The sequence below is a fragment of the Brevibacterium spongiae genome, from assembly GCF_026168515.1.
GTDB classification, from domain to species: Bacteria; Actinomycetota; Actinomycetes; order Actinomycetales; family Brevibacteriaceae; genus Brevibacterium; species Brevibacterium spongiae.
In genome coordinates this window covers 2,253,877-2,268,164 of record NZ_CP093443.1, presented here as the reverse complement: position 1 = coordinate 2,268,164, position 14,288 = coordinate 2,253,877, and the positions used below count along the sequence as shown (strand labels likewise).

Annotated in this window: 13 protein-coding genes; 11 read left to right on the top strand and 2 right to left on the bottom strand. The window is 64.3% G+C overall.

Annotation, left to right across the window (positions count from 1 at the left end):
• Positions 1 to 99 precede the first annotated feature (99 nt).
• From L1F31_RS10310 to L1F31_RS10270, 9 genes are all read left to right on the top strand, one after another.
• Positions 100 to 579 (top strand): NUDIX hydrolase, encoded by a 480-nt coding sequence (locus L1F31_RS10310; protein WP_265417212.1) that lies wholly within the window; start codon positions 100 to 102, stop codon positions 577 to 579.
• 107 nt (positions 580 to 686) lie between these two features.
• A complete protein-coding gene (locus tag L1F31_RS10305) occupies positions 687 to 1,439 on the top strand; it encodes a YebC/PmpR family DNA-binding transcriptional regulator (protein WP_265417211.1) in 753 nt (250 codons plus the stop codon).
• The gene (gene ruvC / locus L1F31_RS10300; protein WP_265417210.1) at positions 1,439 to 2,035 is read left to right on the top strand and encodes a crossover junction endodeoxyribonuclease RuvC; all 597 of its coding nucleotides are present in this window, start codon (positions 1,439 to 1,441) and stop codon (positions 2,033 to 2,035) included. The genes L1F31_RS10305 and ruvC overlap by 1 nt, the downstream gene beginning before the upstream one ends.
• 64 nt (positions 2,036 to 2,099) lie before the next feature.
• A complete protein-coding gene (gene ruvA, locus L1F31_RS10295; RefSeq protein WP_265417209.1) occupies positions 2,100 to 2,696 on the top strand; it encodes a Holliday junction branch migration protein RuvA in 597 nt (198 codons plus the stop codon).
• Complete coding sequence (gene ruvB, locus L1F31_RS10290) at positions 2,693 to 3,787, top strand: Holliday junction branch migration DNA helicase RuvB (RefSeq protein WP_429860922.1); 1,095 nt, start codon at positions 2,693 to 2,695, stop codon at positions 3,785 to 3,787. Before ruvA ends, ruvB begins: the two co-directional genes overlap by 4 nt.
• An 81-nt stretch (positions 3,788 to 3,868) precedes the next feature.
• The gene (locus tag L1F31_RS10285; protein ID WP_265417208.1) at positions 3,869 to 4,471 is read left to right on the top strand and encodes a preprotein translocase subunit YajC; all 603 of its coding nucleotides are present in this window, start codon (positions 3,869 to 3,871) and stop codon (positions 4,469 to 4,471) included.
• Positions 4,472 to 4,509: 38 nt separating this feature from the next.
• A complete protein-coding gene (gene secD, locus L1F31_RS10280; RefSeq protein ID WP_265417207.1) occupies positions 4,510 to 6,747 on the top strand; it encodes a protein translocase subunit SecD in 2,238 nt (745 codons plus the stop codon).
• Positions 6,744 to 7,760 carry a protein translocase subunit SecF gene (gene secF / locus L1F31_RS10275; RefSeq protein WP_265417206.1) on the top strand — a complete coding sequence of 339 codons (1,017 nt, stop codon included), beginning with the start codon at positions 6,744 to 6,746 and terminating at the stop codon, positions 7,758 to 7,760. Before secD ends, secF begins: the two co-directional genes overlap by 4 nt.
• Before the next feature lie 20 nt (positions 7,761 to 7,780).
• Positions 7,781 to 10,078 (top strand): RelA/SpoT family protein, encoded by a 2,298-nt coding sequence (locus L1F31_RS10270; RefSeq protein WP_283255770.1) that lies wholly within the window; start codon positions 7,781 to 7,783, stop codon positions 10,076 to 10,078.
• Here the strand turns inward: L1F31_RS10270 and L1F31_RS10265 are convergent.
• Complete coding sequence (locus tag L1F31_RS10265) at positions 10,057 to 10,611, bottom strand: hypothetical protein (RefSeq protein ID WP_265417205.1); 555 nt, start codon at positions 10,609 to 10,611, stop codon at positions 10,057 to 10,059. The two genes, L1F31_RS10270 and L1F31_RS10265, sit on opposite strands and share 22 nt — an antisense overlap.
• A 140-nt stretch (positions 10,612 to 10,751) precedes the next feature.
• Complete coding sequence (locus tag L1F31_RS10260) at positions 10,752 to 12,098, bottom strand: DUF349 domain-containing protein (protein WP_265417204.1); 1,347 nt, start codon at positions 12,096 to 12,098, stop codon at positions 10,752 to 10,754.
• A gap of 119 nt (positions 12,099 to 12,217) precedes the next feature.
• Between L1F31_RS10260 and L1F31_RS10255 the strand changes: the two genes are divergently transcribed.
• The gene (locus tag L1F31_RS10255; protein WP_265417203.1) at positions 12,218 to 12,862 is read left to right on the top strand and encodes an MBL fold metallo-hydrolase; all 645 of its coding nucleotides are present in this window, start codon (positions 12,218 to 12,220) and stop codon (positions 12,860 to 12,862) included.
• 89 nt (positions 12,863 to 12,951) lie between these two features.
• Positions 12,952 to 14,286: a histidine--tRNA ligase gene (gene hisS, locus L1F31_RS10250; protein WP_265417202.1), complete on the top strand. Its 1,335-nt coding sequence runs from the start codon at positions 12,952 to 12,954 to the stop codon at positions 14,284 to 14,286.
• Positions 14,287 to 14,288: the final 2 nt, after the last annotated feature.

Sequence of the window (14,288 nt, the reverse complement as noted above, 5' to 3'; positions counted from 1 at the left end):
GTATCGTTCTCTCGACCGCTGTCGCGCTCTTGCCGAAACCCCCCAGCATCATTATTCTGCAAACACCTGCCTCCCTTCGTCGTCGACCACTGGAGAACCATGAAACCTCGTAAGGCCTCACGGGTCGTTTTACTCAATGAGCGCGACGAGGTTCTCCTGATCCGGGCCCAGGATCTGCTGACTCCGAGTCACCAATGGTGGATGACCTGCGGCGGCGGATCCGAACTCGGCGAATCGGCCGCACAGACCGCGGCACGGGAACTCGCCGAGGAGACCGGGATCGAATGCGAACCGCACGAACTCATCGGCCCCCTGGCCACACGCGACGAAGTCTTCGAGTTCACCGAGAAGTCGCTGCGCCAGCTCGAGACCTACTTCGCGTTCCGCACGACCGAGGACATCGAACTCGAAGACGCCGTGTGGACCGACATCGAGAAGCGCAGCCTGCTGGAGTTCCGCTGGTGGACACGCGATGAGCTCATGTCGACGACGGAGACGATCTATCCCAAGAACCTGCTCAGCCTCATCGATCTGGCGACAGCCGGATCCGTGCCCGAAGTGCCGCTGGTCATCGACTGATCCGGCTCCACCCGCACGTCCGAACAGGCAGGGGAGAGCACGAGCTGAGCAGAGAGCCTCGACGAGCGTATAGACTTGAGAGGCTGTAACTACAGGAAGGAACACCAGTGTCAGGTCATTCCAAATGGGCAACGACTAAACACAAGAAAGCTGCCATCGATGCCAAGCGCGGCAAGCTCTTTGCCAAGCTGATCAAGAACATCGAGGTTGCCGCACGCAACGGTGGACCTGACCCCGACGGCAACCCGACGCTCTTCGACGCGATCCAGAAGGCGAAGAAGAACTCGGTCCCCGCCGACAACATCACCCGCGCGGTCAAGCGCGGCGGCGGCCTCGACGGCTCGGCAGTCAACTACGAGACCATCATGTACGAAGGCTACGCCCAGGGCGGCGTCGCACTGCTCATCGAGTGCCTCACCGACAACCGCAACCGTGCCGCGTCCGAGGTCCGCGTAGCCGTGACCCGCAACGGCGGTTCGATGGCCGATCCGGGTTCCGTGACGTACAACTTCAACCGCAAGGGCGTCATCACCGTCCATGCGGAGGAGACCGACGAAGAGGCCATCCTGCTGGCGACCATGGACGCCGGAGCCGAAGAGGTCAAGGAAGTCGGCGAGAAGTTCGAGATCATCTGCGAAGCCACCGACCTCGTCGCCGTGCGCACGGCACTCGTCGACGCCGGCATCGACTACGACTCGGCCGAAGCCTCATTCGTTCCCGAACTCGAGGTCAGCCTCGACGCGGAGACGGCGCAGAAGGTCTTTTCCCTCATCGACGCTCTCGAAGACAGCGACGAGGTTCAGAACGTCTACTCGAACGCCGATGTCAGCGATGAGGTCCTCGCCGAACTCGATGCCTGATGCGCATCCTCGGCGTTGATCCCGGTCTCACCCGCTGCGGGCTCGGTGTCATCGACACCCTGCCCGCGCGGAAGGTGAAGATGGTGGCCGTCGACGTGCTGCAGACCCCGTCCGCGGACTCCGTCGACCTGCGCCTCGGTGCCATCGCCGAGGCATTCGATCAGTGGCTCGACGACTACCGTCCCGACATGGTCGCGATCGAGCGGGTCTTCGCCCGCAACGACGTCTCGACGATCATGGGCACCGCCCAGGCCTCGGGACTGACGATGGGCCTGGCCGCCCGGCGCGGACTTCCCGTGGCCATGCACACTCCCTCGGAGGTCAAAGCCGCGATCACTGGGTCCGGTCGTGCCGACAAGAAGCAGATGACCACGATGGTCACACGGATCCTCGGACTCGACGCTCCACCGCGGCCCGCCGATGCCGCTGACGCCTTGGCGATCGCCATCTGCCACTCCTGGCGGGGAGCTCTGTCGGCCCAATCGACCCCGGGCAAGAACAAAGACCTCACCGAACGCAAGGCCGGCGGTCGGGAAGGCTCCGGACTGACGAAGGCCCAACAGCAGTGGGCCGAGGCGATGCGGCGCGCCAAGTAGCAGTGAGGGAGCCCGCCCCTGCTAACCTGGATTCGTACACCTGTTCCCCTCAGAAAGGCAGTTCGTGATCAGTTTCCTCAGCGGTACGGTGCATCGGATCGCAGCTGACCACATCGTCGTTCTCACCTACGGTGTCGGCCGAAAGGTCCACGTCACTGCCGACACTCTGACCGGCACCCGACACGGCGCGGAGATCGAACTCGTCACCAGCCTCGTGGTGCGTGAGGACTCGATGACCCTCTACGGCTTCGGCACCGAGGACGAGAACCACACCTTCGAAGTGCTCCTGTCGATCTCCGGGATCGGCCCCCGGCTGGCCATGGCCGTCCTGTCCGTCATGGGCCCCGACGAACTCGCCGCCGCGATCTCCAACCAGGACGCGAATGCGCTCACGCGGGTTCCCGGGATCGGGAAGAAGGGCGCCTCGCGCATCATCCTCGAACTCGAGAACAAGCTGCCGAAGCTCAAGGCGTCGAGCCCCGGTCCCACCCTGTCCTTCGGCGGCGGCAATCAGCAGGTCGTCGACGCCCTCGTGGGACTCGGCTGGAAAGAGGCACAAGCCGAAGAGGTCGTGGCCGACGTCGTCAAGGAGACCGGTGCTGACGCCGGAACCTCCGTGGTGCTCAAAGCCGCACTCAAGGTCCTCGGTGCGAAGAGATGACGGAATCGTTCGAATCCGGGACCGGCGACGACGTCACGTCCTACGAGTTGGACTTCGGTGATCAGACGATGACCGGCGCCGAACGCGACCGACTCGTATCCGGGCAGGCCGAAACGGCCGAACGCGATGACGAGGCGGCGCTGCGGCCGAAGGGACTCGCCGACTTCATCGGACAGCCGAAAGTCCGCGAGCAGCTGTCCCTCGTCCTCGACGCGGCGAAGGCCAGGCAGAAAGCGCCGGACCATGTGCTGCTCTCCGGCCCGCCCGGTCTGGGCAAGACCACCCTGTCGATGATCATCGCCCACGAGATGAACTCGAGTCTGCGCGTGACCTCCGGGCCGGCCGTGCAGCACGCCGGTGACCTCGCCGCGATCCTGTCCTCCCTGGAAGAGGGAGAGGTGCTCTTCATCGACGAGATCCACCGGATGGCGCGTGCGGCCGAAGAGATGCTCTATGTGGCGATGGAGGACTTCCGCGTCGACGTCATCGTCGGCAAGGGGCCAGGCGCCACGGCCATCCCGCTCGACCTCCCGCAGTTCACGCTCGTCGGGGCCACCACCCGCTCCGGTCTGCTCCCGGCGCCTCTGCGCGACCGCTTCGGCTTCACCGCGCTCCTCGACTTCTATTCCAGTGCTGACCTGCTCACCGTGCTGCAACGTTCGGCCCGAATGCTCGGCATCGATGCCGAACTCGCCGGACTCGAGGAGATCTCGACTCGGTCCCGCGGCACTCCGCGCATCGCGAACCGTCTGCTGCGTCGTGTCCGCGACTGGGCGCAGGTGCGCGGCAGCGGCATCATCGACAAGGACGCTGCGGTCAAGGCTCTGCGCGTCTATGAAGTCGATGAGCTCGGACTCGACCGCCTCGACCGCTCTGTCCTGCATGTGCTGTGCAAGCGCTTCGGCGGGGGACCGGTGGGCCTGGGAACTCTCGCCGTCTCCGTCGGAGAAGAGGCCGATACCGTCGAAACGGTCTCCGAACCGTACCTTGTGCGGGAGGGCCTGATCAGCCGCACTCCGCGGGGTCGGGTGGCCACTACGGCTGCCTGGAAGCATCTGGAAATGCAGATCCCAGCAAACTATGAGTACTGAATCCGGCAATTGAGTTCGCGTTGGACAATAAGGACGCACTAAGCTGGATCACTGGTTCATTCCTATGAAAGGCTGATATCTGTGGGCGATTTGTTGATCCCTCTTGCGCTTGCCGCGCTGCTGATCTTTTTCCTGTTCAATTCTCGACGTAAGCAGAAGGCGCGTGCGGAGCAGATCAAAACGGGCCTTGTGCCCGGTGCAACAGTGATGACGACCTTCGGTGTATTCGGCACCGTGCTCTCCATCGATGAGGAGAACAACCAGGTGACCATCGAATCGGGTCCGGGCACCGTTCTGCGCGTCCACCGTCAGGCCATCGGCCAGATCGACAATCCCGAGGCCGCAGTCGCAGCAGCTCCCGCTGATGCCCCCGCCGCCGATTCTCCTGCCGACGTCGATGCCGACGAGCAGGACGAGAAGCCGGCGATCACCGATGCCGAACTCGACGCCATGAACGCACGCAAGCGCGCCGAGCAGGACACCGATGCCGACGATTCCGTCGTTGCTGATTCCGACGATTCCACCACCGGCGGTTCCGTCGCTGCCGAATCCGACGTTTCCAACACCGCCGAGGACCAGGACACCGAAGTCACCGACTCCGAAGCCGTGGATTCGGCTGAAGCCGAGGACCCCGCTGACGCGGACGTCGACTCCTCTGATTCGGATTCCGACAAGAAGAACTGATTCGTCCTCACACTCTGCTCCCAATCGAAAGCTGAAACGTGTCCGATATCGAAGAAAAACCACGTCCTGGTTTGCGCTTCCTGTGGCTGACGATCGTCACCCTGGTGCTCGCCGGCATCATCGCCGCGGGTGTCATCTGGTCGAACGCCACGACGACTCCCAAACTCGCACTCGACCTCGAGGGCGGAACGTCGATCATTCTGGAACCGCAGGTGTCCAAGGGCACGGACATCAGCAAGGAGCAGCTGGACCAGGCCGTGGCGATCATCCGCCAGCGTGTCGACTCGACCGGTGTCTCCGAAGCCGAGATCACGACGCAGGGTGATCGCAACATCATCGTCAACCTCCCGGGCAACCCCGACGAGGAGACCCGCAACCTCGTGCGGTCGTCGGCTCAGCTCGTGTTCCGTCGGGTCGCGCTCGTCGGTGACCCGCGCTCCCAGGAGCAGATCCAGAAGGAGCAGGAGAAGAGCGGCGACAGCGGACAGGAGTCCGGCGGCGACGACGGGCTGAGCGACGAAGAGCGCAAACGACTCGAGGACCTCACCGGCAAGGACGGCCAAGGTGACGCCCAGGGCCAGGGCCAGGGGCAAGGTCAGGATGAGGCTCCGGCAGGCGGCGGCGAAGTCGCCAAGGCCGGCAGCACCTCCACCGAGGCGGCCGGAAAGTCCGAGTCGGCCGAACCCACCGATTCCGCCAGCAAGTCCGCCAAGGCCGACGATTCGGAGAAGAAGGTCACGGACTCGACGCCGCGCCCGCTGTTCGATCCTGAGAAGGACGCCAGCGCGTGGCAGAGCCAAGACATCATCAAGAAGTACACCGAGCTCGACTGCACGAACAAGAAGAACCGCACCGGCGGTCAGCAGCAGCCTTCGGACGAACCGGTCGTCTCGTGCTCCGAGGATGGTTCGGCGAAGTACATCCTCGGTCCCGTCGAGCTCTCCGGTGATCATCTCGCCGATGCCAGTGCCGGCTACGCCGCAGGAGCCAACGGCGTGCAGACGAACAACCCGGCCGTCAACATCTCCTTCGATGCGACCGGGCGTGAGATCTTCAAGCAGATCACCTCGGACATCACCGGCAAGCAGCAGCCGTACAACCAGTTCGCGATCGAACTCGACGGTCTCGTGCTCTCGGCTCCGTCCTCGGACGCGGTGATCACCGACGGAAATGCCCAGATCTCCGGCAACTTCACCCTCGACGAAGCACAGACCCTGGCCAACCAGCTCAAGAACGGTTCGCTGCCCTTGAGCTTCCAGGTTCAGAGCGAGGACCAGATCTCACCGACCCTGGGCTCGAACTACCTGAAGATCGGTCTGCTCACCGGACTCGTCGGACTCATCCTCGTCGTCATCTACTCGCTGCTGCAGTACCGGGTGCTCGGCCTCGTCACGGTCTCGAGCCTCGTCGTCGCCGGTGTGCTCACCTACCTGCTGCTGCTGTTGGCATCCTGGAGGTACGGCTATCGCCTATCCCTTGCCGGTGTCGCCGGTATCATCATCGGCATCGGCATGGCGGCGGACTCGTTCATCGTCTACTTCGAACGCGTGAGAGACGAGTTGCGCAGCGGTCGCAATCTGCTCTCCGCCGTCGAAGTCGGTTGGGATCGCGCCAAGCGCACGATCTATGCCTCGAAGGCCGTGAACATGCTCGCCGCGGTCATCCTCTACATCCTCGCCGTCGGCTCGGTGCGCGGCTTCGCCTTCACCTTGGGCCTGACGGTGATCATCGACGTGCTCATCGTCTTCCTGTTCACCCACCCGATGCTCCAGGTGCTGGCACGCACGAAGTTCTTCGGCGAAGGCCACCCGATGTCGGGTATGGATCCGCGTCTGCTCGGAGTCAAACCCGCCGCGTACCGTGGCGCCCTCAACCTGTCCATCGACGACAAGGACAAGACACCGGAGGCCAAACGTCGTGAGAAGGCCAGACGCCGCAAGGCAGGCCTCGACACCGAGGCGGAGGACTCCGAGGTCTCGACCGTGAGCGAATCGTCGGCATCGTCGGAGGCGACCACCGGTTCGGATTCGTCCGCGGCGTCGGAGACTGCCGCGAGCGAGGCGAAGACCGAGTCCGGATCGACGAAGACGACTGTGAAGTCGACCGAACAGAAGTCCGCCGCGAAGAAGTCCGGCTCGAAGAAGCGGAAGACCGGAGCCGCCACGGCTGCGGCCGGAGGCAGCATCGCCGAGCGGAAGGCCGCGGCCCGACGGGCCGCGGAAGAGGAAGCCGCCGCAGACTCGGCGGATCAGGACGGCAAGGAGGCTGACAAGTGAAACGGTTCTTTGCCTGGGGCAACCGCCTCCACAGCGGCGAATCATCCATCCCCTTCGTCGGCAAGGCGAAGCTGTGGTTGGCCATCTCCGGTGTCCTCGTCATCCTCTCCCTGCTCGTTCCGCTCATCGCCGGGTTCAACTTCGGCATCGCCTTCAAGGGCGGATCGCAGTTCCAGGTCGATCACGTCACAGACACCTCGTCGGCCAAGGGCGAAGGAATCGTCACCGATGTCGTTCCGCAATCCGAACCGCGGCTGACGCCGACGAGTGACACAGCGGTGCAGATCGAGACGAATCAGCTCAGCGACTCGCAGATGCAGGAAGTCCGCGACGCACTCGTCGACGGCTACGATGTCAAAGCCGAAGAGGTCACCTCGACCTTCGTCGGGCCCGAATGGGGTCAGGACGTGACGTCGAAGATGATCCGTGCGCTCGTGATCTTCGTGGGCATCGCCCTCGTCGTCATGGCCCTGTACTTCCGGACCTGGAAGATGTCGGTTGCGGCGATCGTCGGCCTCTTCGTCGTGATGATCGTGACCATGGGCATCTACTCGGCGACCGGATTCGAAGTCACCCCCGAGGCGGTCATCGGCTTCCTCACGGTCTTGAGCTTCTCGCTCTATGACACAGTGGTGGTCTTCGACAAGATCCGTGAGAACACGGCGAGATTCCAAGACAAACGCAATCTCAAGTTCTCCGAACTGGTCAACCTCGGTGTCAACCAGACGACGGTGCGCTCGATCAACACCTCGGTGGTGTCCGTGCTGCCGATCGCGTCGATTCTGTTCCTCGGCGTGTTCCTGCTCGGCGCCGGCACCCTCGTCGATATCTCGTTGTCCCTGTTCATCGGTACTATAGTGGCAGCCGCTTCGACGCTGTTCGTCGCGAGCCCGCTCTACGCTCTGCTGCGCGCCAACGAACCAGCGGTCAGGGAACAAGAAGAGGCCGTGCGTGAACTACGCTTGAAGAACGGGGAAGCAGACGTCCCACCGGTGACTCACGCCGAAGTCTGATTCCCGAGAGAGGAGATGTTGTGGCTTCGTCCGCTGATTCGCGTCGTCCGCGTGGCATCTCCCGCCTAGCCTGGTGGGCGGCCAGGGCACAGAACAACCCTGGCTACCCCCGAGTGCTCGGTCCGATGATCCGGGCCCTGCAGTCGAACCATCCGAAAGCGGACACCGACCTCGTCGTACGCGCCTACAAGGTCGCCGAGGAGGCCCACCGCGGACAGACCCGCAAGTCCGGTGATGCCTACATCACCCATCCTATCGCCGTGGCGACGATCCTCGCGGAGATCGGCATGCTCCCGGTCACGCTCGCCGCTGCCCTGCTGCACGACACCGTCGAAGACACCTCGTACTCGCTGGCGGAGCTCACCGAGGAATTCGGCTCCGAAGTCGCAGCCATGGTCGACGGGGTGACGAAGCTCGACAAGCTCACCTACGGGCAGGCGGCACAGTCCGAGACCGTGCGCAAGATGATCGTGGCGATGGCCAAGGACATCCGCGTGCTCGTCATCAAACTCGCCGACCGCCTGCACAATGCGCGCACCTGGCGTTTCGTTCCGGCTTCATCGAGCACGAAGAAGGCCCGGGAGACGCTCGACATCTACGCCCCGCTGGCACACCGGCTGGGTATGAACACGATCAAATGGGAGCTCGAAGACCTGTCCTTCCAGGTCCTGCACCCGAAGGTCTATGACGAAGTCGTCCGCCTCGTCGCCGATCGGGCTCCCGAACGTGAGAAGTACCTGGCTACGGTCTCGGCCGAACTGCAGGGCGAGCTCAAGGACTCCGGGATCGAATCCGCGATCACCGGACGACCGAAGCACTACTATTCGATCTACCAGAAGATGGTCGTGCGCGGACACGAATTCGCCGATATCTACGACCTCGTCGGTGTGCGCGTGCTCGTCGAATCCGTGCGCGAATGCTACGCCACCCTCGGCATCGTCCACGCCCGCTGGAACCCCGTTCCCGGGCGGTTCAAGGACTACATCGCAATGCCGAAGTACAACATGTACCAAAGCCTGCACACGACGGTGATCGGGCCGGGCGGCAAACCCGTCGAGATCCAGATCCGCACCCACGAGATGGACCGGCGGGCTGAATTCGGCGTCGCCGCGCACTGGAAGTACAAAGACCTGGGCAAGTCGTCGAAGGCGGCGACGTCGAACACCGCACGCTCGGTCAAGGTCTCCGACGCAGGTGAGGTCGATGACGCTGCCTGGCTGCGCCAGCTGCTCGACTGGCAGCGGGAGGTCAGCGACCCCGACGAGTTCCTCGACAGCCTCCGCTACGAGGTGAACTCGAAGGAGGTCTACGTCTTCACGCCCAAGGGCGATGTGATGAGCCTGCCCGCGGGCGCCACCCCCGTCGACTTCGCCTATGCCGTGCACACAGAGGTCGGACACAAGACCATGGGCGCCCGTGTCAATGGTCGCCTCGTCGCGCTGGACACAGAGCTGAAGAACGGCGACTCCGTCGAAGTCTTCACCTCGAAGGACGAGAACGCCGGGCCCAGCCGTGACTGGCTCGGCTTCGTCAAGAGCCCGCGGGCTCGGAGCAAGATCCGTCAGTGGTTCTCCAAGGAACGGCGCGAAGAGGCGATCGAGAACGGCCGCGAACAGCTGGCTCGCGCGATGCGCCGGCATTCGATCTCGGCCGCCTCGCTGATGAGCCAGGAAGCTCTGCAGGTCGTGGCCACGGAGATGCGACTGCCCGATGTCAGCGCCCTCTACGCCGCGATCGGCAACGGCGTGTCCTCGGCTCAGCACGTCGTCGACCTGCTGGCGAAGGAAGTCGGCGAAGACGACGAAGAGGTCGTGCTCCCGCCGGAACCGCGCAATCGCACCGGTCAGTCCTCGGGCCACCACTCCTCATCGGAAGGCGTCATGGTCAAGGGCGTCGACGATGTGCTCGTCAAACTCGCCCGCTGCTGCACCCCGGTGCCGGGAGATGAGATCCTCGGCTTCGTCACCCGCGGATCCGGTGTCTCCGTCCACCGGGTCGACTGTCCGAACGTGACCTCCCTGAAACGGGAGCCCGAACGCATGGTCGACGTCGAGTGGGGAGAGAAGACCAGCGGCATCTACCTCGTGCAGATCCAAGTCGAAGCCCTCGACCGTTCGGGTCTGCTCTCCGACATCACGAAGGTTCTGACCGAGACACACGTGAATATCCTCTCCGCCTCCGTCGGCACCTCCCGAGCTCGCGTGGCGCAGTCGAAGTTCGTGTTCGAGATGAGCGATGCCAGTCACCTGGACTCGGTGCTCTCTGCGGTGCGGAAGGTCGAAGGCGTCTTCGACGTCTATCGCATCTCCGGCGGCTGAGCCTGCCGGTCGAGGATCTCACGCATCTGTGCGACGAAGGGTCGGCGTGAGATCTCGCCGAGATAGTCGCGAAACCGCCGGGCCGAGAGCTCCGGGATCTCGTCGATGATGCTGCGCAGGCTGCGCGCCGATTCGACACCGGGGGCTCTCAGGTGGGGAAGGAGCACATCGTAGAGTGTGCGTTCCTCGGTGGTGACCGGCAGACCGTCGATGAGCAGCCATTCGTCAGCGGCGAGGACGATCTCATGGACGTCGAACCCGTCGTCGGCGACCCAGCGCCGCCTGGGCAGAGTGATGAAGCTCAGCGGCGAGGGTGACCTGCCGAGTCCGCGGTGAACCCACCACGCACTGTCATGGGACAGGGCGAGTCCCGGCGGGATCGCCGAGTGCAGAGCCGCCATCCTGTCGGAGGGGGAGAGTATCGCCCCCTTGCACACCCACGTCGATTCGGTGAGCCTGATGAGCAGACCATCGAGAGTGAGCTCGGTGAGGTGCTCGTACCCATAGTCACGCAGATGAAACAACGCCTCCATACTCAACGACTATCGTCGCGTATGGAGGCGTTGACAAGGCCGACCGTGGGGCCTGTGGACAAGTGCCGACTCGATCACCGGCACCTGTGGACGGTCAGCAGGTCACCGAACGCTGCTCAGCCGACCGGCTCGGCACGTCCTCAATCGAGTTCGGCCGCCGTCTGTGCGAGCTGGTCCCGCCAGGCGCGGCGGGCGTCGAGGGCCTCCTGCGCCTCAGCGACGGCCTTGTCGTCACCACCGGACTTCGCCTTCTCGAGCTTCTTCTCCAGTTCGACGATCGACTCATCCAGCTGGCTCAATGCCCCCGAGGTACGTGCCTTCGTCTCCGGGTTGCTGCGCTGCCACGCGGCCTCTTCCGCCTCGGACAGGGCCCGTTCGACGTCACGCAGGCCGTTCTCCATCCGGGAGATATCCGCACGGGGAACCTTCCCGGCCTCTTCCCACTCGTCCTGAATGGTCCGCAGCTCCTTCTTCGCCGCCACCGGGTCTGTGATCGGCAGCAGCGCCTGCGCCTTCTTCAGCAGCTCCTCCTTGACGACGAGGTTGCCCTTTAACTCCTCATCGAGGGCGGCGTTCTCCGCATCCCGCGCGGAGAAGAACACATCCTGGGCGGCACGGAACCGTGCCCACAGGGCGTCATCGTCCTTCCGTGAGGCGCGCGGAGCCGCTTTCCACTGACTCATGAGGTCCTTGTACTTCTGGGACACGGTGCGGAAATCGGTCGATGCGGACAGGGATTCCGCCTCGGCGACGATCTTCTCCTTGATCCGCTTGCCCTCGGCATTGTGCTTGTCGAGTTCGGCGAAGAACTCCTTGCGCTTGTGCTCGAAGGTGTTCCGAGCCTCCGAGAATCTGCCCCACAGCTCCTGATCGACCGCACGCGGCAGACGCGGACCGCTGCGCTGCATGTCCTTCCACTGCGCGAACAGCTCCCGCAGCCTGGCCCCGGACTGCTTCCACTGAATCTTCGACGGATCCCGCTTGGCCAGAGCCTCGGCTTCGGCGACGAGCTCCTCACGGTCTTCGGCGGCGGCGAGCTTTGCGGCCTGGGCGCGGGCAGCCTGCTTCGACTCCGTGGCCTCGGCATCGGCGACGAGGGTGTCGAGAGTCGCGCTGAGCCCCTTGAGATCGCCGACGACATTGGCCTCGGGCAAAGTCTCCTGCAGCGACTTCGCCGCGGACACGATCTCCCGGCCGGGAGCCCCGGCGGACAGGCGGTTGCGCAGCAGGACCGCGCTTTCGACGAGTTCGACGTACTTCTTCGCGAAGTACTCCAGCGCCTCCTCGGGCGTCGCGTCCGGATACTGGCCGACGGCGCGTTCTCCATCGGCGGTGGTGACGAACACATTGCCCTGCTCATCCGCGCGACCGTGCGTGACCGCGCGAGCCACCTCGGCGTCATGGTCGATGTGGTTGGCATTGACCACCTGCGCAGCCTGCGGGCGGGGCAGGGACGACGGGCGGGGGGTCGGCTTCGGGGTCGACATGGTTCTCACCTTGTTTCCATCGGTCGAACCGGCGGGTCTTTCCACCCGCCGATCACTCGATTACGGGATAGACGTTATCCCAGCATAACCATCAGCGTGCCTGTAGATAGACTTTGCACATGGATGTGTTCTCAACCCGTGCCGAATTCCTCGACGTCAACTGCTATGCCGTGCGCGCCGAAGGCCGCAGCGACTGCATCCTCATCGACTCCGGGCACGACTGTGCGCCCGGGCTCGAACGTCTCCTGGCCGAAGAGGGACTGCATCCGCAGGCGATCTTCCTCAGCCACGGACACCCGGACCATATCCTGGGCCTGACGAACGTTCTCGCCCGCTGGAACGTGCCCGTCCACTTGGGCGAGAACGACCGCTACCGTCTGGAATCACCGGCCACGACGCTCAGCCCACAGTTCGCCGCGATGCTCGCCCCGCTCGTCGCCGACTGGAAGGCACCGGAGGTCATCGAGGTGGGCGATGCTCAGCAGTTCGAATTCGCAGGGCTGACGATCACAGCGATGGCCGCACCCGGACATACGGAAGGATCGATGCTGCTGCGCGTGTCCGACGGAGACGAGGAGATCATCTTCACCGGAGACGTCGTCTTCGCCGGGGCCATCGGCCGCGTCGACCTGCCCGGGGGAGACGCGCAGGCAATGGCCGAATCGCTCAGGGCCTTCGCGACGCTTCCCGATGTGCCGATCTATCCTGGACATGGCCCGGCCTCGACCGTCGGACACGAACTGGCGTCGAACCCGTTCTTCTGACACCCCGCACCACCGCTGCACCCCGCAGCACCGCTGCATCCCGCAGCACACACATACGTTTCAGCACCGCACCGAAAGCAAGGAGCACCATGGCGAAGTCAGCCCGTCTGTCCGGATTCCCGGAACGACTTCCGGCCGAACGCGTGATCGAGAAGACCATCATCGACACCCTCGAACACACCTTCGCCCTGCACGGGTTCTCCGCCCTCAACCACCGCGCCGTCGAACCGATCAGCCAGCTGGCCAAGGACGGGGAGATCGACAAGGAGATCTTCGCCGTCTCACGACTGCACTCCGAAGGCGCCGAACGCAATCCGCTCGGCCTCCACTTCGACCTCACGGTGCCGCTGGCCCGGTACATCGCAGACAACGCGAACGAACTGAGCTTCCCGTTCAAGGCCGCCCGCATCCAGCCTGTCTGGCGTGGAGAACGCCCACAGGCAGGCCGCTACCGCGAATTCATCCAAGCCGACATCGACGTCATCGCCGATGGTGAGCTGCCCGGACACTTCGAGGTCGAGATCCCACTGGCCGTCGCCGACGCCTTCTCCCGACTCGCCCCTCTGGGTGTGCCGGGGATCAGGATCGTCGTCAACGACCGCAGGCTGCTCGAAGGCTTCGCCCGCGGCATCGGACTGACGAACATCCAAGCGGTGCTGCGCTGCCTGGACAAGTACGACAAGATCGGCCCCGACGAGGTCGCGAAGCTGCTCGCCGCCGAAGCCGGCGCGAATGAGGAACAGCAGCAGCTGTGCCTGCGACTGGCCGCCATCGAGTCGGACTCCCCGGACTTCGCCGACGACGTCCGTGCCCTCGGCGTCGAACACCCGCTGCTCGACGACGGCCTCGAATCCCTGACGACCCTGCTGCGGGCCGCAGCGGAACGGGCCCCCGGCGTCGTCGTCGCGCAGCTGAAGATCGCCCGCGGACTCGACTACTACACGGGAGCGGTTTACGAAACACAGCTCATCGGCCACGAAGAGCTCGGCTCCGTGTCCTCCGGCGGCCGCTACGACTCACTCGTGGCGGTGGGGAAGAGGAACTACCCAGGCGTGGGAATGTCCATCGGCGTCTCCCGTCTCATGGCGTTCATCCTTGGCGAAGAATCGGATGTGCGCGCCACCCGCGGCACCCCCTCGGCGGCCGTCATCGCAGTCACCGATGAGGCCAAACGCGGTGAGGCCGATGCCGTGGCCGCCCAGCTCCGGTCCAGGGACATCCCCTGCGAAGTCTCACCGAGTGCCGCGAAGTTCGGCAAACAGATCCGGTACGCCGAACGCCGCGATATCCCCTTCGTCTGGTTCACCGACGGTGAGTCAGGCCACGAGGTCAAAGACATCCGCTCAGGGGAGCAGACCCCGACCGACCCCGCCGCCTGGACACCTGACGCCGATGACCTGTGGCCACGCGTGTACAGGGCGTGAGC

Bases quoted from the DNA above. Each gene is read 5' to 3' on its own strand.
- L1F31_RS10310 (WP_265417212.1), top strand. From the start codon at position 100: ATGAAACCTCGTAAGGCCTCACGGGTCGTTTTACTCAATGAGCGCGAC.
- ruvC (WP_265417210.1), top strand. From the start codon at position 1,439: ATGCGCATCCTCGGCGTTGATCCCGGTCTCACCCGCTGCGGGCTCGGT.
- ruvB (WP_429860922.1), top strand. From the start codon at position 2,693: ATGACGGAATCGTTCGAATCCGGGACCGGCGACGACGTCACGTCCTAC.
- L1F31_RS10265 (WP_265417205.1), bottom strand. From the start codon at position 10,611: ATGGAGGCGTTGTTTCATCTGCGTGACTATGGGTACGAGCACCTCACC.
- L1F31_RS10260 (WP_265417204.1), bottom strand. From the start codon at position 12,098: ATGTCGACCCCGAAGCCGACCCCCCGCCCGTCGTCCCTGCCCCGCCCG.
- L1F31_RS10255 (WP_265417203.1), top strand. From the start codon at position 12,218: ATGGATGTGTTCTCAACCCGTGCCGAATTCCTCGACGTCAACTGCTAT.
- hisS (WP_265417202.1), top strand. From the start codon at position 12,952: ATGGCGAAGTCAGCCCGTCTGTCCGGATTCCCGGAACGACTTCCGGCC.